This window comes from Photobacterium andalusiense (assembly GCF_900185625.1).
Classification (GTDB): domain Bacteria; phylum Pseudomonadota; class Gammaproteobacteria; order Enterobacterales; family Vibrionaceae; genus Photobacterium; species Photobacterium aquimaris.
Genome location: NZ_FYAJ01000004.1, coordinates 184740 through 204757, shown reverse-complemented (window position 1 = coordinate 204757; position 20018 = coordinate 184740). Strand labels below are relative to the sequence as shown.

The following is a 20018-nucleotide window of genomic DNA, read 5'->3' as shown; positions in this document are numbered from 1 at the left end:
AGACTACTTATACCCTTCAGATAACTATTTCTAAGTCTAAACTAAAACATATTACACTGGTTTGTTCACTGCGGAGTCGTTACTCTTGGAAGCTCTCATTTACTATTCCATTCTGAGTCAGAATGGATGAAAACCAAGCTTCTAACCTAAAACCATAAGCATTATCAATTTGCTTTGCATAGCCAATTAGACCATTAATATGCGATAACATACCAAAAATGGTATCAAATCGTCGATGTTCGACATGCTGTAGTATTCCAAACTTTTCAATTCCTCTAAGGTGTCCTTCAACTCGTTTTTTGAATCCTTTTGATAGCAAAGGCTCTTGAGCTTCCACATTTAACCCAAGCACAATTTTTCGGGAGCCAGGAGGAATGATCTTTAGCTTGGTCTTATTTGTATTGAAATTTTCTGTTCTTAGTACTTTTTTGACATAGCTTACAAATTTAATCGCTCTTTCTCTTGAGAATCGATTATCAATTGTCGAAAAGGTTAAGTCATCGGCATATCTTGTATAAACAAGCCCATTTTCAGTCGCATAACTATGGAGTTGCTCATCAATCTCCTGAAAGACTAAGTTAGACAACATAGGACTCGTTGGGGCACCTTGAGGAAGCCGTCCAAAGAAGCTTACACCTTTTCTCTTGTAAGGATATTCAGCCGAATTTGTATTGAAATTGCGCCATTTTAATGTGTTACTAATTCTTAAATGAGTCGGTTGATACGTACATATTCTCCCTAACTCAAAAGCAACCAAAGGTTTGTAGCCAAGTTTTCTAAATACTTTGTAAACCATTACTTCAGAGATTGAGTCAAAAAAGCTTTCAATATCCATTTTAATAAGCCACTTTGATGAACAGTGCTCTCTTGCACAATTGAAAATAGAAGATTGAGAGTGATACGAATAACACCTAAAATGGGGAGCTTGCGACGCTAAAATTTCTTTATGGATCCAAGTTTGTACTAGTTTTAATTCGGTTCTTGGAATAGTTAAAAATCTGTGTCCCCCACTTTTTTTAGGGATTCTATGGAAATTATAGGGTGTGCTATTACGACGTACAATTTCTCTTAGGTAAGGGTAACTTACCCCTGTTATATGGCATATTTGATTTAAGCTAAATAAATACGGAACAGATGGGTTAATTCGTTTGAGGGACTCATATACAATGCCTTTAAGTTTTTGTTCCGAAATTCCTTTTTCCAAGCCTTCCTGAATATAAGTGTGAGTTGGGCCGATCGTCATACAGCTACCTTTGATGCTCCCGAGCACTGCTTCATTAATACTCGGAAGGCTACGCACCAGAGATTGATGAAGCAGTGGACTGCGGATTAATGCGAGACATTTTTCATAGAAAACACTTAACATGCTCTCCAAGTTACCCCCTCAATGTTAAAAACACTGAGGTCGAACACTATCTAGTATTAAATAGTGCGCCACATGTAAGCCATATGGCTAAACTAGCAGTACGGTGCTCACGGCCCAACTAACATCATGTAGGATAATAGTTTTTTTCATTAAATTCAACATTATAATTACTTTCCTGCCATCTAGATAACTCTTTCAAGCCTCGTTCAGTAATCATAATTGTTGAAACGTCTAATGTTAGCAACTTCATATCTATCATCAAATGGAGTACTTCTTGGTATACGGAGTAAGACCAGTTCAAAATAAGATGCATATCATTAGAGTTTGTAAATCCGTCATTAATCACTGCCAAAAACTGCTTAAACCGTACAGAAGTCGGAATTTGTTGTTCATCAATACTTTCTAAACTTACTCTAAATTGCACAGGTATCGAACGTGCAGGGAACAAAGCATTCCACGTCTTTGTGACTCCTCTCTTTGATATTGATGCTGCTGTATACTTAAAAGTATTTCTATAAAAAATTGCGGGCAAATTGTTAGGAGCCGAATGTGTAAAGACAACGCGTACAGCAGTGTCCTTAAAACCCAAGGGCATGCGTTCTGTATTATTGGCATAGTCAGAGCAAAGTTGTAGCATGGCTACTGAGTTAGGTACATCATAAAAAGTGGGACATGTAGCAAGATTGCTAATTTCTACTCTTGCTTTTTTCTCCCAGTACTTTAGATACTTCAATCCTTGTTCAGAGCCCATAAATGAGACCACATGCAAATTTAGCTTGTGCCCAGAGACCCAACTTTTAATGGTTCGATGATGATAGACTGCTTCAATAAAATCAGATGTTCTTTTTCCTGAGCCAATCATGTCATCCACGAGAATTATGGCTTTACACTTTTTAGACCTAAGCAATGATATTGGTGGCGATTGCTGACCTTGCAATATTACCTTTTTTTTATAGGCTCTAGACAGATTAGCAATGATGTTTGATATGAAGGCTTCACTACCTAACGGTTCTGTGCCATGTTGAAGAAACGGGACAATTCTGTCGTCATTATCATCAAAATAGCTAACTTCATTTTGTAATAATTCCCTTATTGGATATATTGCAACGCTATCGTAACGCTCCATTATTATTTCTAATTGACATGTGATGTCATTAATAACTCTACTAGTAGGAATTACCACTAAACTATCAAGTAAGTCACGAGCAACCTCTTGATCTTTAACTTTAAACTGTTTAATGAACGGCTGGCAATAGGCAAGGTTACTTAACATAAAATCTAAACCATCATTTATATTTAAGAGGCTTTACCATAATGCCGCTTTTTTAGTGCTTTTTCAAAAAAAAGCAGTGAGTTAATGAACTATAACAAAAACCAAATAGTTAATTGATAAACCTTTGATTTAAGGTCTTACTTTTTGCTTGTATTAATACTAGATTTGCAAAAATCACCTATTCAAATAAGGATAATAAACGGTGTTGACACACAATTGGGCATAGCTGTGTCAGCGTAGATATCTCATCAACGTTATAGCCATCCATATCTTTCCCTTTAGAAAACAGATAATAATTTATAAAAGCCAATTGCAACGTAAGTCACATAACAACATTTAAATATAATATATAAATAATTCTATATTATATTTACACTCCACGAGAAAAGATCATGTCTAAAAATAAAAAATTAAAGAGAGAACAAAAAAAGAAAACGTATAAAAAAAAACAAGCAACACTACAAAACAATCGAAATAAACAAGTAAAAGAAAGTAATACTAATCTTTCATTTAATTTAGTACCAATAGAGTTTTTAATTGCATTTCCTAATTTAAAAATAGGTAAAGATGAAATTGATTTTTTATCTGAAACGAACACGCATCTAAATACACCAGCATATATATATCCTATAAATAAAAAATCCATCCATGAAAAAAACTTAGTATTAAAAAGTAATGGTTTGAAACCATTCCCATATTATGAGTCTGGATGGATGGTTATTTCCACCGAGAATATGCAACCAATAGGAACGTTTGATAAACTTGAGTTCGCTAAAGAGTTTATATATTCTACATATTCAAATGTAAAACAAATACGCTATAACTCTCTAGGATTGAAATCTGGATGTCCAGATTTTTCTGATATCCCTAATTTAAATTCATCTGTAGATAAAGAGCAATGGATTGAATATTGTCTATACTTAGAAGAACAGTATGGATTCCAGTTTGACTCACAAGAACTAATTGATATCATCATTGGTAAACTAATTGATGAACATAATGCCCCTACTTATTTACAAGAAGCATTTTATTCTGATGGGTTAATAGAGCCAATAATTAATTTTATTAAAGAGAAAGAGTTAATATCTTATAGAAATGCATTTGATGCACTAAATGATTTTGAAGAGAAATTATCAAAAATAAATAATTAATTAATGTAGCTTTAAAATAAAGATGGATTAAACCATCTTTATTTTGTTGTTAACTCACTAAATTAGAAAACATAATAGATTAAAAATCAAAGCATAGGACTAGATATAAATTCTTTATAATTAGAAATTAATTTTTCTTTCTTTTCCTTTGCATATTTATTTTCTGGTTCAATTTGTAACAAATAATTTAACTTACCAATTGTTTTTTCATAAATTAAAGGTTCAAAATTAGGCATTTTAAATATATTATCTTTATTTTTTTCTAATTCATAAATTACAGCACGAAGATTTCTTTTAAAAGACTTAGGAGCTTTTATTTCTCCATTTGATATGGATACGCCTGTAATTATTTTTTTACTACCTTTTTTCTTTAGCTTTGTTTTACTTTCATTAACTATAAAATCGTATTCTTCAAGAATTAATGCTACTAATTTAATTATTTTACTCGGTATTTTTTTTCCAGAAAAAGCTAAATCATCAGCATATCTTGAATATTTCAAACCAAAAGATAATGCTAATTTATACAATCTATTATCGATTTTATTAAAAATAATATTACTAATAATTGGGCTAGTACATGCTCCCTGAGGTAATGTATTATTCAGAGTACATAAATAAGATAAATAATTTGATTGCAAATCACAAAAACCATATTGGCTAAATATATTAAAAACATCTTGACGATATATGTTTGGAAAAAAATCTTTAATATCTAATGTTAAAAGTTCATTACTATCACAATGTATTTTTGCATGATCTATATAACTTTTATTTTTAATATAAGCATACGCATTATCGTTAACAACTATTTTTTCTAATATGTTTTTTTTTATATTCTGTTGAATAAACTTAAGAGTTGGGTATGGTGAACTTATTTCCCTCACACCTCCCTTTCTTTTAGTTATAGAAAAAAATCTATAATAGTTTTTATTTGAATTTAAAATATTCGTTATTATTTTAATATTATGAGAAGTATTTTTGATGGAAATAACTTCCAATAAATTAACAATATTATTATCTGTCATAAAATTGCCTTCTAGTTCTACTTTCTATCTTTTTCTAATACATAACCTTACACGTAGTGGAAGTTATGTGCACCAAGATTCGAACAAAGCTCCACCGTTCGAATCTTGGTGCAGGCTCTTATAATTCGATTAGGTTAAAGTTAACCTAACCGAAAAAGGCGAATACACCTTATATTGCTAGAACTAGAAGGCAATTGTATTGTATTATCTATCTCTTACATGTCAAGTTTTGTTTTATTCAAAATTTCAGGTTTTACTGTTTTCAACAAATTAAGAATAAAAGATAAACGCTTATTGTCTATATGATCTTTTAATATTACATTCATACCATATTGATTGATATATCCAAAATCAACAAGAAACTTAATAACAGTCTTAATCTCTTTAATACTAATTCTATATTTATAATGAAACTCATATAAATCATGATATTTATTATCTAAAATGATATTAAATATTAACTTTAATGCTATTTTTTCTTCATTACTTTTTGGTATGTTAATTAAAAACATTACCTAACCCTCATTAATAATGTTTTATGCATTTCATTACTTTTTAACCTCTCCCACCAAAAGATGGGAAACACATTATTTGGGCAGCTTATATTCTCCCAATAATATAAGCTTTCACTTTTACCATACCCTAATGAATATTTAGATAATGGTCTATTATCATAAGTATCAGATAGTTTTTTTTCTATTTTTAGCATTAATTTTATCTTAAAATACCTATCAATTATTGAATTTTTCTCTGATATACCTTTATCTAATTCCTTTGGACAGTAAACTTCAACATTTAAATTTTCCTTTATAATTTTAATACCAAATTTCATGGCTGTAAAAGAAACAATAAAAATATTAAATTTTTCAATATTTAAATTTTCATTAGATATTACTTTAGCAAGCCAATCATATTTTTTTATTATTTTATTACCGCTGCCGATAAAATCATCAAAAATAACAATATTAGAACAATTATTCAGTTTACCTTTTAACTCAGAAATATGATTTATATATGAATCTTTCCATTCATTGGTAGGAGTAATTTTTTGAGATAGAATTTTAAGACCAGATAGCGAACCATCATTTTTACCAACATCACAAACTGAAACTATAAATGTCTTATCTGATTTAAGATTCTTTTTTTTAAAATATTTATTAATTTCATCAGAAACAAATCTTTCTTCTTTCTTATCAAGAACAAAAAAATCATCAATTAATTCTTTAAGTAATGAACGTTCATCTCTAGAATAACAAAGATCCCATAAATTCATTAGTTCGTCATACCGTTCTTTTGCCCATTGATGCTTATCAGTTATATCAATAATATCATAGAATGCCTCCCTATCGATTACCTGATTCGCAATAGAACTCATAGCAAAAACCTCTTATATTATGATAGAGTAGTTAAACTTTAAGATAATGATTATCATGAAAATAAGAGGAATAATCAATATGGATTTAGGTTTAATTGGTTCGTCAATTCTTGCCGGTGGTATCGCAGGTCAAATACTAACTCTTTTTGGAACAAACTACTTAACGAATAAACGAGAATATAAAAAATGGCAGCTAACTGAACGTCATAAAGCTAGTATTGAATTACTTGATATTTTAACATCGAACCCTCAAGCACCTGAAGAATTATCCCAGTGGACACATAAAATACGTAATGCTTCAATGAAAATACACATTCTATATAAGGATGGAACAGCCCCAAAAGAACTAAGTAACTCTTTAGAAAATGTATTCAAATATGCTCAAGAAAAAAAAGATGGTCATGCTAATAATGAATGGTCAAAAAATTTTAGAAAATCCGTTTCAACACTCAGAAAAGAATTATCAAATAATATTAATATAGATTAATGTTTATTATGTTGAAGATTATTCTATCTTCAACATAATCTTTATTGTTAGAAGACATCAATTCCGTTTAGCTCTTCTCTTTGGTTTAGGATTAAAACTTCCTTTCCCTTGTAATCCTCGAAAACTTACTTGCTGAACATCATTCAGTAGTTGATTTAACCTATCCGTTAATGGGTTCATAAAATCGCTATACTTCATCTCACGCTGACTAATCGCTTCGAGTTGTGACTCCCAATGAGCGGTCATATCAGGAATCACCATTTGCTTAGGCAATGTAGTAATAAGCTGACGACCAACATCCGTTGCTCGAATTTCTTTACCTTTACGTACTAAAAATTGACGCTTAAACAATAATTCGATAATTCCAGCTCTTGTTGCTTCAGTGCCTAATCCATCAGTATCTCTTAATACCTTTTTTATCGTTGGATCGGTTACATAACGTGCAATACCAGTCATAGCAGAAAGCAACGTAGCATCAGTAAAATACTTCGGTGGTGTCGTTTGCTTACTAATGAGATCGGCATTAATACATTGGATATGTTCGCCCGTTCTAACATTCGGCAGTTTTTTAGCAGAAAAATCATCATCACTATTTTTTGACGTTGTGTTTTTCGTTGGGAATAATACTTTCCAACCATCTGATACAACTTCTTTTTGCTTAGCTATAAATAAACCGCCACTAATCTCAGTATCAACCTGCTTTTCCATATACTCAAAAGCTGGATAAAACTGCATTAGATATTGTCTCGCAACAAGTTCATAAATATTAGCTTCGGCTGACGATAAACGACTCGTATCTGATGATTTCGATGTGGGTATAATTGCATGGTGAGCTGTCACCTTTGCATCATTCCATGCCTTACTTTTCAGAGTTAAATTTGCGTTCTCAACAGCATTACGTAAACCTGCACACGTTGAACCAATAGCGGCAGTAACTTGTTTTACATCATTAAGATGTTCTTTCGGTAAATGACGAGAGTCAGATCGAGGATAAGTAATTAGTTTATGACGCTCATAAAGTTGCTGACATGTATCAAGTACCGTTTGAGCACTCATTCCAAAGCGTTTTGAAGCATCAATTTGTAGAGTCGATAAACTATACGGTAAAGGAGGTGCCTGCTTTTTTTTATCTTCTTTTACAGCAGTAATTTTACCTTCTTTTCCCTTTATTCGGGCTATCACATTTTCAACTAATGCTTTAGATAAGACTCGATTATCTTCATCCATATAAGATTCACAAGCTGCACTTGGCTTCCACCTAGCTTGATATGTTTCACCCTGTTTTGTAGTAATCGTCGCTAGCACTTCATAAAACGGCTTAGAAACAAAGTCTTCAATTTCTAGATCACGAAAAACAACTAATCCAAGAATGGGTGTTTGAACTCGCCCAATAGAAAGAACGCCACTATAACCTGATTTTTGTCCCTGTAATGTACATAACCGAGTCATATTCATACCATAGAGCCAATCTGCACGCGCACGAGCTAAGGCAGAAGTCGCTAATGGAATAAAATCAGTATTCTTTCGTAAATTATTTAATGCTTTCTTAACAGCAACAGGGTTTAAATCACTGATTAAACATCGCTGAACAGCTTCGCGTTTTGCTTTAGAAACACCAGCATGATTAATAACTTCATCTACTAATATTTGACCAACACGATCAGGATCGCCCATATTAACCAGAACATCAGCTTCTTTAATCAGCTTTTTAACTATCGTGAATTGTTTTCTGGTTTTTGGTTTTACGACCAACTTCCATTCATTAGGTATAATAGGAAGATGAGAAATGCTCCATTTCTTATATTCAGGATTATAAGCTTCAGGCTCTGCTTGCTCTAAAAGATGACCAATGCACCATGTTACAACATCACCATTACCTGCTTTTATAAAACCATCACTTTTTTGATGTGGTTTTGGCAGTACATCAACTAATGCACGAGCTAAACTCGGTTTTTCAGCTATGAATAATCTCATTACTTCTTACCATTAATAGAACTAACTTTGTATGAAGCCAGCTCTTGTTCTAAATAGGATATTTTTTCTAACGCTTCAAATAAGGTAAACTCTAACTGAGCATTGTGAGCAACTACTTGATCGCAAAACGTTTTAATATTATCTCGTTGTTCTTTATATTTTTCCTTTAAAATTTTCTCTTTTTCTCTTTGCTCTCTGAGTTTATTAAGTCGCTCATTATTAACTTTTATTTTACCTGTACTATCTTGTTGACGACGTAATTGAATAGTTTTTTTCGCCGTTTCAACAAAAGATGAATAGTAATAGATACCACCAGAACTCAACCCCGCTTCATCGTTAATGCGTTTTAAACTAATTCGACCATCAGGCTTAGTCTTGATTGGATTACCATCTACAAGTCTCTGTAACGCTTGTTCAAGCCGAATTAAAGTTTCCTTACCTCTATCTGATTGATCTACCATAAATACTCTTATAAAAGCGTTACGTTAATATCATGAGTGAATTTTTTTACTGCTATTTTATGTTCGTCAAAACATTTTTCCATGGACTTAATGTCATAATAAATTTTAGACAAAATATTAGGCATTTTAACGCCATGAGCAACCAGTTGTTCAAACTTATGAATAAGTAATTGGTGCTTAGAGACAAGAGATAACGCTGTTTTTTTCGTTATAACTTCATATTTACATTCAGGCATATCACAAATACGGTTACACTGAGGATTAGTACAATGACCAGCAGGAGTCTCAATAATCGACATTTGACCATTTTTCACCTGCTGAGATATTTCTTCTCTACTTAAATAAATAGATGATTTATCTTCTCCTCGCAGTGACATAATGCGCTTACCTTCAATACCCGATAGCGATTCGGCTTCATTGTAAATGTAATAAAGCGTATCAGTCATAAATTCATGATTTTCCTGTGCTATATCCATTTTTAATTCTTTATCCAGCATCATATCAAAATAGCCAGCCACATTGGCTTGATTAGAATACCAAGATGTCATAGCAATATTCATATGTTTAAACTGATATTTAAGATCGAGTAATGAAGCAAGTTTATTTCTCACTAAATAAACCGCAAAAGTACGCCTAAAACAATGAGGATTAGGGATTAATACCTCACCTAATTTAAGTTCACCTTTTCTCGTTGGATTCAAAAGTTCAAATTCTTTGATATCTTTAGCACTAGCTACATAGCCAGTAGATTTAACAAAGCTTTTTAGTGACTTATCAATTGCTTGTCTTCCTGCTGCTGCATAGGTTGCTGTTGGACTATATGATAAGAAAAGATTCTCTGCATCTCGAATCATTTTATTCTGTTCATCTATGTGAGTTAATGTAGTAGCGCGATCTTTCCACATTTCACGCACAAATTCATAAGCACACCAAACAAGCTCAATAGCATCTTTTACTGCTGGTATCGTCACCCAACTAGCATTTCTAGCAACGCCAGCAATATTAGGTTTTGTATGAACTCCATGTAATATAGGGATCGTCATTCCTGCATATTTTTTCTCTTGGTATGAATCAAGATTAAAAGACTTAATTTCACCATCTCTGCAGCCTGTAAACCCCGCAATAACGATGTAGCATGCACCTCGAAGCCTCGACAACCACTGACCAGTTAAATCCAGTGTGAAATCAATTCCATCAAAATGATGGATATTAGACTTTTGAGCATATCTTCGTGCAGTTGGTACATCATGCCCGTTTTTAATATTATTCTCATAGTTAATGATAAATAAGCGGTATGCTTCACTAATTTTATTACGGTAAGGATGATATTTATATACTACATCTAATGCAGACTTAAAATAGCATAAAGCAATATTCTCAGGTAATGCCATAGTTTGTTGCGTAATATTTGCTTCACTTGCTAATATTACAGCTAATGCATTAGCATTCTCAATTTTTCTAGTGAGAACACCATCATTATTCAGTAGTGGAAAAATAATTAAGTAGTTTTTCCATGTTTTTAATTTAAGTTTCTTTTTTTTCGCCACTAATATAAAATTACGAAAACCTTTGTCTGAATTCAAATAACTAATACTATTACCACCACATTCAGTAATACATTTTTCGAATAGAACAAAAGCTTGAATATATTTAGTCCCAATACCTTTTTTGTTAATTAACCGATTACTATTGAATTCCTTATAAATAAGTTCTTTACACTTACTTTTAAAGTCGCCAGTAAGATTCTTAAAATTCAAATGAACAGATTCCTTTATTATTATCCATTTATCATCACTATAATAACTAAAAGGATTACCGTCTGAATCATATGAAATTATTTTTAACTTAGAGTTATCATCTTCTTGATTAGTATTTAATGTTGATATCATTACCCTTTTCATAACTAAAATAACTCCATAATTGTTGTCAAATCAGTTGTGTCAGTCCACAATGGATGAGGTGAAACATTATATTTTTTCACTCCAATATCGTAATTGTCACGATATTCAGATTTCAATCTTCTCAAAATAGATTCAATCGTATTTACTATTTTTGTCAAAATATTAGTAGGTACAGTATTTATTGATGGCATAGATGACGCATCTAAAATAATGTCTCTAAATGATAATAATAACCAAATATCATCAACCTCAGCAATTACAGCATGATGTTCACAGCCAAAGCATTCAAGAAATTTATAACAAGCAACTTTACTATTATTTTTTGCTAAACCAGCTTTTATTAGGCTACTTTTTAATCTCTCTGCTTTTTTTCCAAAAGGCTCTTTACACCGTAATCCATTAGAAAGAATACTTGGTTTATCTAAGTTGTTTTTTATAAAAAAATTCTCTCTAACTGGATCTGAAAACTGATAAGAGCTATTTTTAATTGCCTCATCTAATGGCTCACCAATAACAGTCCTTTGCCTTACATCTAAAGCTCTCGCAATAGAGAAGTTCATTTTAATAGGATCACCATTACTATAATGTTTTGAAACTGTAGCTGGTGAATTATTCAGCCCTTCAGCAACAGAAAATATACTTTCAGTCGCTCTCATAATAAGAGTTGCTTTAGTCTTTCTAAATCGTTGTGTGCTGAGTAACGGTAAACCAAGTAATTTAAACGTGTTGTTCATCGTTACAGCAGCATTTGCAGGAGATGATTGCCTAATACTACCTTTGATGATATTTGGAAATACATAATCGGATTGATTTTTTGTCACCAATTTACTTAATATTAACCAAGTTTCAAAAAACTCCTTAGACCTTTTGCTAAAGCCAATATCCAAGATATTGTCTTTACCTGCCTGCCTATTTTTAACGGTTTTTAATTTAAAATTTCCTCTTGATGTTTCACTAAATGATTCAGATGTAATGTCAGAAAACTTTAAGTTAATCAGAGCAGATTCATTCGCACCTGTATAAAAACTTGTTAAATAGAAAGCTGTTTTTATTAAATCATTTTTCCATGTATCAGGACTGTTTCCTGACTGAATTTTTTTCTTCCATGAGGAGTCGGTAAAACCACCGTTAAAATTACCATTTTTCTTCAATAAATCTTTATCGTAAAGTGGGTGTAAACGAGGAATTTCATTTGCTAAAGTGGATTTTCTATAAGCGTTAAATATTGTATATAACGCAACAACAATCTGTTTAATTTCGGCATCAGTATAAGGTTCTACTGGTGACGTATCATCAGATAAACACAAAAACTCATTTTTAAGATCATCAAGTAAAGCTGGATTAATTTCAAATAAAAGAGCTTTTATAGAACTTTGAATTTGCATGAGTGTTTTCCCTTTAATTCCATCTAAATAACGACTTTTTAACTCACTCACAAATAACTTAATAGACTCAGAAGAAAAAATTACCTCAATATTTTTTTTATCACAATTTTGGATTAATGTAACAACTGCATTAAATATATTAATTTTTGTTCGAGGACTTCGCTCTATCTTAATTAAGGCAGAGTAGATATCTCTAACTTGATCCCATCGATTCATATCTATAAGAGGTTCATTCGACTTCAAATTAAAAATAGCCCCCTGTGATTTGACTTTAACAGTAGGACAATTTTTATAGCCTAGTCGTTTAAAGTAAACAGTATGACCAAAATTCCTCAAAATCATGTTTTCAACAGGTATAGAAATAACATCTATATCAGCTAATATATTAACATCTATATTTTTACGTGTTTTTTTTCCAATAAATGCCAATCAAATCACCATTAATCCTTTAAAATAATTTCCAATGCTTGCTCATAAATAACATTAGCACCAATATCTTCGTTACAAAATTTCAAATAGTGTAATAACGTAGTTCTTGATTTATGCCCCATAACAGATTGAATATAATCAAGAGCATCACCTTCTTTAACCCCTTTATTTAAAAGTTCTTTTAAACGACTAACAGCATAAGTTGATCGAAGATTATGAAATTTATGATCGAATTGAGGAATTCTATTTCTTACAGTATTACGAACTTCTCCCCATCGAGCATTAAAAGTGTGAGGAGCATAATAATGTCCAGTTTGAGTAATTAATAATGGAGGATTATCCATTTCATCAGGATAATTTAATTCAAATAATTTACGACGTTTAATATATCTATTTGAATTTATATATTTATGTAAGTTGATCATTAATTCAGATGGCATCTCAATTGTTCTACTGCCTGAACCTTTTGTATTAACGCCAAATTTAGGTGAAATTAAAATACCATCCGTATGAATCAAATATTTACTTTTAAGTTGCTCGCTCGATGGTTTATAAACAAATTTAGCCCTAAATGTAGTCAGTTCTTCTCGTCTTAATCCTGTATATCGAGCTAAGGCTATAGTTAGTCTATATTCTTGGGAAAGCTTTACTGAAATGCTCTTATCATTTTGATTTGAAATAACCTCACATTTAACACGACAGACATCATCCACTAATTCCCACTCTCTGTCACTTAAAGGAATTAAGGCTCTCGATACTCCCCCAAAGCAGGTGTTTTTAGGAAGATTCAATCTAATATCAGTCGTATTTACATAAATAAAATTGTCTCGCATATACTCATGATTTCCTTCCAGCCTAACTTTAGCTATTTCATAATTAAATGGTGGATTTGTAAACTGATAACCTTTAGCCAAATAAAACTTATAAAAATTCACAACAGAACCTAAATAATTATTTGCCGTGGTTCGGGCTAAATTACCACTTTTAACAGAGTCCTGAAGATGTCGGCTAAATTGATAAGTTGGTTTATGGCGAGAAATTATTGGCATTTCATCCCATTTAATATTTAATTTATCAAGAAAATAGAAATAGTGTAGAAGAGCTTGAGCTTGAGTATTAACTTGTTTTCTATATTTAGTCGATTTTAAATAAATAAGCCAATTATTAACAATTGATACTGGAGTTCCTGTATCCTCAAATAACAAAGGCATATTATTAATAATGTTTGGTTTCCCATTCCAACTAAAATTTATTTCACCTGTATCTCGATTAATACATCTGATAAAAGTTTGATCTATTTTCAAACTTGGAAGAACCCATATCACATAGTCCATTTCAAAATCCTCAATAAGATTTCACACTTTTTATTATTTTTATTGTAACAAGTGAATTCCATAGAAAGATCGTAACAGTACACGATCGGGATCGCCAGCATGTACCACTGATGTTGCCGTTTTAGCCAATTTTTTGATCACCGCAAGTTGTTGCTTGGCTGCTTTACGGGGAATTAATTGCCATTGCTGCGGTACTATTGGTAAATCCTCTAAGTGCCATTTCTTATAACGGGCATCATAAGCATCTGGTTCTACTTGTTCTAATAAGTGACCAATACACCAAGTAACAATATCGCCATTACCCACTTCAATATAGCCAGTATTATTTTTATGCGGACGAGGTAATACAGCAGCAATGGCTCGGCCTAAACTTGGTTTTTCAGCTATATATAAGCAACTCATGGGGATCTTTATCTGCAAGAATGTATGTTATGACTGTACCGAAAACTGATGCTAACAGCAACATTTCACTGGATATAAAACCAGTATCAATCAAAGCATAGTTAGCACGAGATCGAATATGATCTTTGATAATAGATAAAATGATTAAAGATCAGTTGCAGATCAATAAAAAAGCCGATTTAACAATGGATGTTAAATCGGCTTTTTTTATTTGATCAAGACGATAATAGCGCCTTTCTCTCGTTTTATATTAACGACGAGCAGCTAACCACTCTTGTACTTGGTGATAATCACCTCTAAATACAATGCGATCTGCTTTTTTATCTAATTGATAGGTATACATAGGATCATAGTATTGCTCTAACAGCGGTGCTAACCAAGCATCATGCTCAGCTAAGGAACCGCTAGTTTGCATCACTTTCACAGCATGTTGCTGTGCTTTAAGCATCACTTCGTAACGTTCAAAACCTAAACGCTTACGAATATTAAACATGCCTTTTTCTAAATACTCTGCAAATAAAATCCAACCCTGTTCCTCACCATAATGAGCCACATAATCACGTTGCATTTTAATCACATAATCATCCAATAAACGCGCTAAACGCACATCAACAGGATCATCAATCACGGCAATATCAGCATCTTGCATAGCACGATTAATTGAAATCGGCACAGTTGCACAGCCAATATTTTTACCTTCATCTTCAAATACAAAATGTTCAATGCCATTATCTAACTTCTTGAGCATTTGCACAGCAAGATCATTTTCAAAGGCAATTTGAGTACGCTGACGAGTAACATAGCTACCAAATGATGAACCGCGATGGTGAGCCGCACCTTCAAGATCAATACCATTAGCCAGTACATTAACCATGATCGTCTTACCGCTACCGGTATTACCAGCAACAATTGACATTGGTTTAGTGGCAACGTCATCAATAGTATCAACTAAATAACGGCGTAATGCTTTGTAACCACCAGTAATAAACGGATAGTCAATGCCCGCTTCTTTTAGCCATTGTTGAGTAATTTGAGAACGTAAGCCACCACGGAAACAATACAGGTAGCCGTTAGGATTTGCTTCACAAAATGCTTTCCATTGCGCGACACGTTCTGCTTTAACATCACCATGAACTAGCTTATGACCAAGTGCAATAGCTGCATCTTGACCGCTATTTTTGTAGCATGTTCCCACAGCAGCACGCTCATCATCAGTCATTAATGGCAAACTGGTTGATGTAGGGAAAGCACCTTGTTGAAATTCAACTGGTGCTCGCATATCCATTAATGGCGTATCATTTACAAACAGATGACGGAAATCTTGGCAATTGGGACGCGACATTAGCAAACCTCAATAAAGGTATCGCCATCCATCGGCACAAGTTCACCAATCGCTTCCAGCAAGATGTTATGTTTTTTCGCAATCGCTTGTACTTCAGCATCGCTACTTGGATCAACGGCTAATAATAAACCGCCAGATGTTTGAGGATCGCACAATAAAGATTTTTGTAGATCGGTCATTTGACCCACTTTATGTCCATAGCTCAAGAAATTACGTTCAGTACCACCAGGAACACAACCTTGAGCGATATAATCATATACACCTGGTAATGTTGGAATTTTATCAAACCAAATATTAGCTTTAAGGTTACTACCTTCACAGATCTCAGTTAAGTGACCCATTAGACCAAAGCCTGTGACATCAGTCAGTGCTTTTACGCCATCGACATCAGCAAAGTCAGCACCAGGTTTATTAAGCTTACACATCCAATCACGAGCCAAACCTTTATGCTCATCAGCCAACTTAGATTGTTTTTCAGCCGTAGTTAATACGCCAATACCTAATGGTTTAGTAAGGTATAAATGACAACCCGCTTCTGCACTGTCATTACGTTTAACACGATCAGTACTTACCAATCCTGTTACAGCAAGGCCGAAAATTGGCTCAGGAGCATCGATAGAGTGACCACCAGCAAGAGAAATACCCGCTTCGCGACACACAGAACGACCACCATCAATCACTTTTTGTGCAATTTCAGGCGACAGTAGGTTCACCGGCCAGCCTAAAATAGCAATTGCCATAATAGGTTTGCCGCCCATTGCGTAAATATCACTGATGGCATTTGTCGCTGCAATACGACCAAAATCAAATGGGTCATCAACAATTGGCATAAAGAAGTCAGTGGTACTAATTACAGCTTGACCATTACCGATATCATAAACGGCAGCGTCATCTTTACTCTCATTACCAACTAATAAATTAGGATCAGCAAACGGCGCTAATTGAGTACGAAGAATAGTATCAAGTACTTGGGGAGAAATTTTACAACCACATCCGGCACCGTGGCTGTATTGTGTTAGGCGAACATTTTCCATGACACGCTCCAAAATATAGAAAGAATCAGCGATTCTACTCCTGCCCTCGACAACTGTCATCTTTCCAACTCAAAAGTGGTCATTTTCTGCTAAAACAAACCCACATTGGTGCTAATAGTCATCAATTAGAAATAAAAAAGGTGATGTTATTCACGGTTTAACACCATAAAATAACTATCACCTTCCATTTTTAACTCTAGTTTTACAGCAACGAAGATTTACATACCCGTTAATGTTACATCTATTGTGTATCTGTGATTACAAATACTCAACATATTGAGCCAGATCACGTTCATGGACCTTAGCTTCGCGGCAACCGATCGAACCGAGATATAAAAAACCTACAATCATGTCTTCGCCAGTAACACCCAATGCTTCACGCACAACTGAGTGATATGCCCAAGAACCTGTACGCCAGAAACCAGAATACCCTTGTGCAACCGCTGCCATTTGCATTGCTTGTGCTGCACAACCAGCAGACAGATGTTGTTCAATAACTGGTACTTTATGATCTGATGTCACTTTACTAACCACAGTGATCACCATCGGGGCACGAAAAGGCGCTTTAGAAGCTTTTTCAATCACAAAATCATCAAGATCATCTGCCTTAGCAGCAGCAACCAAAATATTCGCTAATTTCGTTAACCCTTCACCTTGAGAAACAATAAATCGCCATGGCGTTAAGCCGCCATGATCAGGAGCACGTAATCCAGCACGAAAGATATTCTCCAGAACTTCTCCTGCTGGTGCTGGATCAACTAATTTTGGTAGTGAGCGGCGATTAAGCAGAAGTGATAGCGCGTCCATAACAACCTCAAAATGAAAATAATTATTGTTTACTCTATAATAAGACAGGTAAAGCGCTGAGCACAAGTGATGGCCATTATAACTTTGCCGCCAATTCAACCCCTTGCCGTATTACTCGCTTTGCATCGACTTCTCCAGCTTCCTCTGCACCACCAATAACATGTACTGCAATACCTTGCTCAATTAATAATGCTGATAAACTATCGACGGAGGTTTGACCGCTGCAAATAACAATATTATCCACTTCTAAAATACGCGCCTGCCCATCGATCATCAGATGTAATCCTTGATCGTCAATAGCGTGATATTCAACTCCGCCCCATAAATGCACGCCACGCTTTTCTAACGTACGACGATGGATCCATCCAGTTGTACGTCCAGGTCCTTTACCGACTTTTCCTGATCGTCGTTGCATTAACCACACTTCACGAGGACTAATATAATCTTCGCTCGGCAGCAAGCCGCCACTATAAGTAAGACTTTTATCGATATTCCACTCACGCAGCCAACTATCAAGATCGCTATCAGCAGGCTCTGTCAGCATGGTGGCAACATCGACCCCAATCCCCCCCGCACCTATAATCGCCACTTTTTTTCCAAGCGTCAGCTTGTCACGAATTAATGTTTGATAATCAATTACTTTTGCATTTTTAATTCCTGTAATAGGCGGCATTCGAGGCTCGACTCCAGTCGCGATAACCACATCATCATAAGCTAATAATTGGTTAACATTCACTTCTACACCGAGGTGAACTTTAACCCCTGTTTGCTCTAACCGGCGGGTGAAATAACGCACCGTTTGTTTGAATTCTTCTTTACCTGGAATCTGCATTGCTAAATTAAACTGACCGCCAACATGGTGATTTTTTTCAAACAGATCGACCTTAAAACCTCGCTCAGCCGCAGCAACCGCACATGCCATTCCCGCAGGACCAGCTCCGATCACCGCAACGCTGCGGGTTGTCGCCACAGGCGTTAATACCAGTTCTGTCTCATAACAGGCTTGAGGATTCACTAAACAACTGGCACGTTTACCGACAAAGACATGATCCAAGCAAGCCTGATTACAGCCAATACAGGTATTAATATCATCGGCACGGTTTTGCTGCGCTTTTAATACAAATTCAGGATCAGCTAAAAATGGCCTTGCCATCGACACCATATCCGCTTGCCCTTGTGCCAAAATATCCTCGGCTACTTGCGGCGTATTGATGCGATTACAAGTCACGATAGGAATCGATACTTGTTGTTTTATTTTTTCAGTAACCCAAGTAAAAGCAGCGCGTGGTACTTGAGTTGCAATTGTAGGAATACGTGTTTCATGCCAACCAATACCAGTATTTAAAATAGTGACTCCCGCCGCTTCTAATGCTGTCGCTAACTGCACCACTTCATCATAAGTGCTGCCTTGCTCCACCAAATCCAACATCGACAATCGAAATATAATAATAAAATCAGTACCAACACGCGCTCTCACTGCACGTACTATTTCAAGTGCAAATCGAATCCGATTATCATAGCTACCACCCCAATCATCGTAACGTTGATTCGAGCGCTGACAAATAAATTGATTAATGAGATAGCCTTCAGAGCCCATTAATTCAACACCGTCATAACCCGCTTCTCGAGCAAGCTCTGCACTATGAGCAAAGTCATTAATAGTATTGTTAATTTGGCGATGACTCATTTTAGAGGGGGTAAATTTAGAAATAGGAGAGCGAATAGCAGAGGCACTGACCGCAAACGGAGACATTGCATAGCGGCCAGCATGCAATAACTGCAGTGCTATTTTACCGCCTTGTTGGTGCACAGCTGTAGTAATAAGACGATGTTTACGCACATGACGACCATTACTAAACTCAGCACTGAAAGGATGTAATCGACCGCGAAAGTTAGGCGAGAAACCGCCAGTCACAATCAGTCCGACCCCCGCCTTTGCTCTAACGGCATAAAACGCAGCTAATTTATTAAAACCACCACGTTCATCTTCTAAGCCAGTATGCATTGATCCCATCAATACACGGTTACGTAATTGCGCAAAACCAAGATCCAACGGGGCCAATAAATATGGGTAGATAGTATCGTCCATGAGTCGCTCCTAACCGTTATGGTCTGACCAGTATATTTAAGCTTAGTTAATAACACCAATATTGTTAACACAAAAGCAACATTTACATGATGCGACTCACTATTTATAATCGATTGAGTCTATTTATTTTACGAACGCTAACAATTACGTCGTAAAAAACTGCAATTTAGCAGTGACTACGTT

16 protein-coding genes and 1 pseudogene are annotated in these 20018 nt (G+C 34.5%); 2 read left to right on the top strand and 15 right to left on the bottom strand.

Features of this window, described 5'->3' with window-relative positions:
- Nucleotides 1–79: 79 nt before the first annotated feature.
- Together PAND9192_RS11855 and PAND9192_RS11850 are read right to left on the bottom strand one after the other, a co-directional pair.
- Nucleotides 80–1243: a reverse transcriptase domain-containing protein gene (locus PAND9192_RS11855; RefSeq protein ID WP_159458240.1), complete on the bottom strand. Its 1164-nt coding sequence runs from the start codon at nucleotides 1241–1243 to the stop codon at nucleotides 80–82.
- Nucleotides 1244–1490: 247 nt separating this feature from the next.
- Complete coding sequence (locus PAND9192_RS11850; RefSeq protein ID WP_087853991.1) at nucleotides 1491–2639, bottom strand: phosphoribosyltransferase-like protein; 1149 nt, start codon at nucleotides 2637–2639, stop codon at nucleotides 1491–1493.
- 392 nt (nucleotides 2640–3031) lie between these two features.
- Here PAND9192_RS11850 and PAND9192_RS11845 point away from each other — a divergent pair, with 392 nt between their 5' ends.
- Nucleotides 3032–3790 (top strand): hypothetical protein, encoded by a 759-nt coding sequence (locus PAND9192_RS11845; protein WP_087853990.1) that lies wholly within the window; start codon nucleotides 3032–3034, stop codon nucleotides 3788–3790.
- Nucleotides 3791–3876: 86 nt separating this feature from the next.
- Here the strand turns inward: PAND9192_RS11845 and PAND9192_RS11840 are convergent, their stop codons facing one another.
- From PAND9192_RS11840 to PAND9192_RS11830, 3 genes are all read right to left on the bottom strand, one after another.
- Complete coding sequence (locus PAND9192_RS11840; RefSeq protein ID WP_087853989.1) at nucleotides 3877–4815, bottom strand: reverse transcriptase family protein; 939 nt, start codon at nucleotides 4813–4815, stop codon at nucleotides 3877–3879.
- Between the two features lie 215 nt (nucleotides 4816–5030).
- A complete protein-coding gene (locus PAND9192_RS11835) occupies nucleotides 5031–5327 on the bottom strand; it encodes a hypothetical protein (RefSeq protein WP_087853988.1) in 297 nt (98 codons plus the stop codon).
- Complete coding sequence (locus PAND9192_RS11830) at nucleotides 5327–6190, bottom strand: phosphoribosyltransferase-like protein (protein ID WP_087853987.1); 864 nt, start codon at nucleotides 6188–6190, stop codon at nucleotides 5327–5329. Before PAND9192_RS11830 ends, PAND9192_RS11835 begins: the two co-directional genes overlap by 1 nt.
- Before the next feature lie 79 nt (nucleotides 6191–6269).
- Here PAND9192_RS11830 and PAND9192_RS11825 point away from each other — a divergent pair, with 79 nt between their 5' ends.
- On the top strand, nucleotides 6270–6677 hold the full coding sequence (locus tag PAND9192_RS11825) for a hypothetical protein (protein ID WP_144018105.1): 408 nt from the start codon (nucleotides 6270–6272) through the stop codon (nucleotides 6675–6677).
- A 57-nt stretch (nucleotides 6678–6734) separates the two neighbouring features.
- Here the strand turns inward: PAND9192_RS11825 and PAND9192_RS11820 are convergent, their stop codons facing one another.
- The 10 genes and pseudogenes from PAND9192_RS11820 to PAND9192_RS11775 form a co-directional block, all read right to left on the bottom strand.
- Nucleotides 6735–8651 (bottom strand): DNA topoisomerase III, encoded by a 1917-nt coding sequence (locus PAND9192_RS11820; RefSeq protein ID WP_087853985.1) that lies wholly within the window; start codon nucleotides 8649–8651, stop codon nucleotides 6735–6737.
- Nucleotides 8651–9112, bottom strand: a complete 462-nt coding sequence (locus PAND9192_RS11815) for a hypothetical protein (RefSeq protein ID WP_087853984.1) — start codon at nucleotides 9110–9112, stop codon at nucleotides 8651–8653. Before PAND9192_RS11815 ends, PAND9192_RS11820 begins: the two co-directional genes overlap by 1 nt.
- Before the next feature lie 8 nt (nucleotides 9113–9120).
- A complete protein-coding gene (locus PAND9192_RS11810) occupies nucleotides 9121–11013 on the bottom strand; it encodes a site-specific integrase (protein WP_087853983.1) in 1893 nt (630 codons plus the stop codon).
- A 2-nt stretch (nucleotides 11014–11015) separates the two neighbouring features.
- Complete coding sequence (locus PAND9192_RS11805) at nucleotides 11016–12827, bottom strand: site-specific integrase (protein WP_087853982.1); 1812 nt, start codon at nucleotides 12825–12827, stop codon at nucleotides 11016–11018.
- A gap of 11 nt (nucleotides 12828–12838) precedes the next feature.
- On the bottom strand, nucleotides 12839–14161 hold the full coding sequence (locus PAND9192_RS11800; RefSeq protein WP_087853981.1) for a site-specific integrase: 1323 nt from the start codon (nucleotides 14159–14161) through the stop codon (nucleotides 12839–12841).
- 81 nt (nucleotides 14162–14242) lie between these two features.
- Nucleotides 14243–14563, bottom strand: a pseudogene (locus PAND9192_RS11795) (toprim domain-containing protein); the annotation flags it as partial.
- Between the two features lie 250 nt (nucleotides 14564–14813).
- Nucleotides 14814–15905 (bottom strand): tRNA 2-selenouridine(34) synthase MnmH, encoded by a 1092-nt coding sequence (gene mnmH / locus PAND9192_RS11790; RefSeq protein WP_087853979.1) that lies wholly within the window; start codon nucleotides 15903–15905, stop codon nucleotides 14814–14816.
- On the bottom strand, nucleotides 15905–16939 hold the full coding sequence (gene selD / locus PAND9192_RS11785; RefSeq protein ID WP_060998154.1) for a selenide, water dikinase SelD: 1035 nt from the start codon (nucleotides 16937–16939) through the stop codon (nucleotides 15905–15907). The genes mnmH and selD overlap by 1 nt, the downstream gene beginning before the upstream one ends.
- A 258-nt stretch (nucleotides 16940–17197) precedes the next feature.
- Nucleotides 17198–17746, bottom strand: a complete 549-nt coding sequence (locus tag PAND9192_RS11780; protein WP_087853978.1) for an NAD(P)H nitroreductase — start codon at nucleotides 17744–17746, stop codon at nucleotides 17198–17200.
- Between the two features lie 76 nt (nucleotides 17747–17822).
- Complete coding sequence (locus PAND9192_RS11775; protein ID WP_087853977.1) at nucleotides 17823–19835, bottom strand: NADPH-dependent 2,4-dienoyl-CoA reductase; 2013 nt, start codon at nucleotides 19833–19835, stop codon at nucleotides 17823–17825.
- Nucleotides 19836–20018 lie beyond the last annotated feature (183 nt).

Bases quoted from the DNA above. Each gene is read 5' to 3' on its own strand.
- PAND9192_RS11855 (WP_159458240.1), bottom strand. From the start codon at position 1,243: ATGACGATCGGCCCAACTCACACTTATATTCAGGAAGGCTTGGAAAAA.
- PAND9192_RS11850 (WP_087853991.1), bottom strand. From the start codon at position 2,639: ATGTTAAGTAACCTTGCCTATTGCCAGCCGTTCATTAAACAGTTTAAA.
- PAND9192_RS11845 (WP_087853990.1), top strand. From the start codon at position 3,032: ATGTCTAAAAATAAAAAATTAAAGAGAGAACAAAAAAAGAAAACGTAT.
- PAND9192_RS11840 (WP_087853989.1), bottom strand. From the start codon at position 4,815: ATGACAGATAATAATATTGTTAATTTATTGGAAGTTATTTCCATCAAA.
- PAND9192_RS11835 (WP_087853988.1), bottom strand. From the start codon at position 5,327: ATGTTTTTAATTAACATACCAAAAAGTAATGAAGAAAAAATAGCATTA.
- PAND9192_RS11830 (WP_087853987.1), bottom strand. From the start codon at position 6,190: ATGAGTTCTATTGCGAATCAGGTAATCGATAGGGAGGCATTCTATGAT.
- PAND9192_RS11825 (WP_144018105.1), top strand. From the start codon at position 6,270: ATGGATTTAGGTTTAATTGGTTCGTCAATTCTTGCCGGTGGTATCGCA.
- PAND9192_RS11820 (WP_087853985.1), bottom strand. From the start codon at position 8,651: ATGAGATTATTCATAGCTGAAAAACCGAGTTTAGCTCGTGCATTAGTT.
- PAND9192_RS11815 (WP_087853984.1), bottom strand. From the start codon at position 9,112: ATGGTAGATCAATCAGATAGAGGTAAGGAAACTTTAATTCGGCTTGAA.
- PAND9192_RS11810 (WP_087853983.1), bottom strand. From the start codon at position 11,013: ATGAAAAGGGTAATGATATCAACATTAAATACTAATCAAGAAGATGAT.
- PAND9192_RS11800 (WP_087853981.1), bottom strand. From the start codon at position 14,161: ATGGACTATGTGATATGGGTTCTTCCAAGTTTGAAAATAGATCAAACT.
- mnmH (WP_087853979.1), bottom strand. From the start codon at position 15,905: ATGTCGCGTCCCAATTGCCAAGATTTCCGTCATCTGTTTGTAAATGAT.
- selD (WP_060998154.1), bottom strand. From the start codon at position 16,939: ATGGAAAATGTTCGCCTAACACAATACAGCCACGGTGCCGGATGTGGT.
- PAND9192_RS11780 (WP_087853978.1), bottom strand. From the start codon at position 17,746: ATGGACGCGCTATCACTTCTGCTTAATCGCCGCTCACTACCAAAATTA.
- PAND9192_RS11775 (WP_087853977.1), bottom strand. From the start codon at position 19,835: ATGGACGATACTATCTACCCATATTTATTGGCCCCGTTGGATCTTGGT.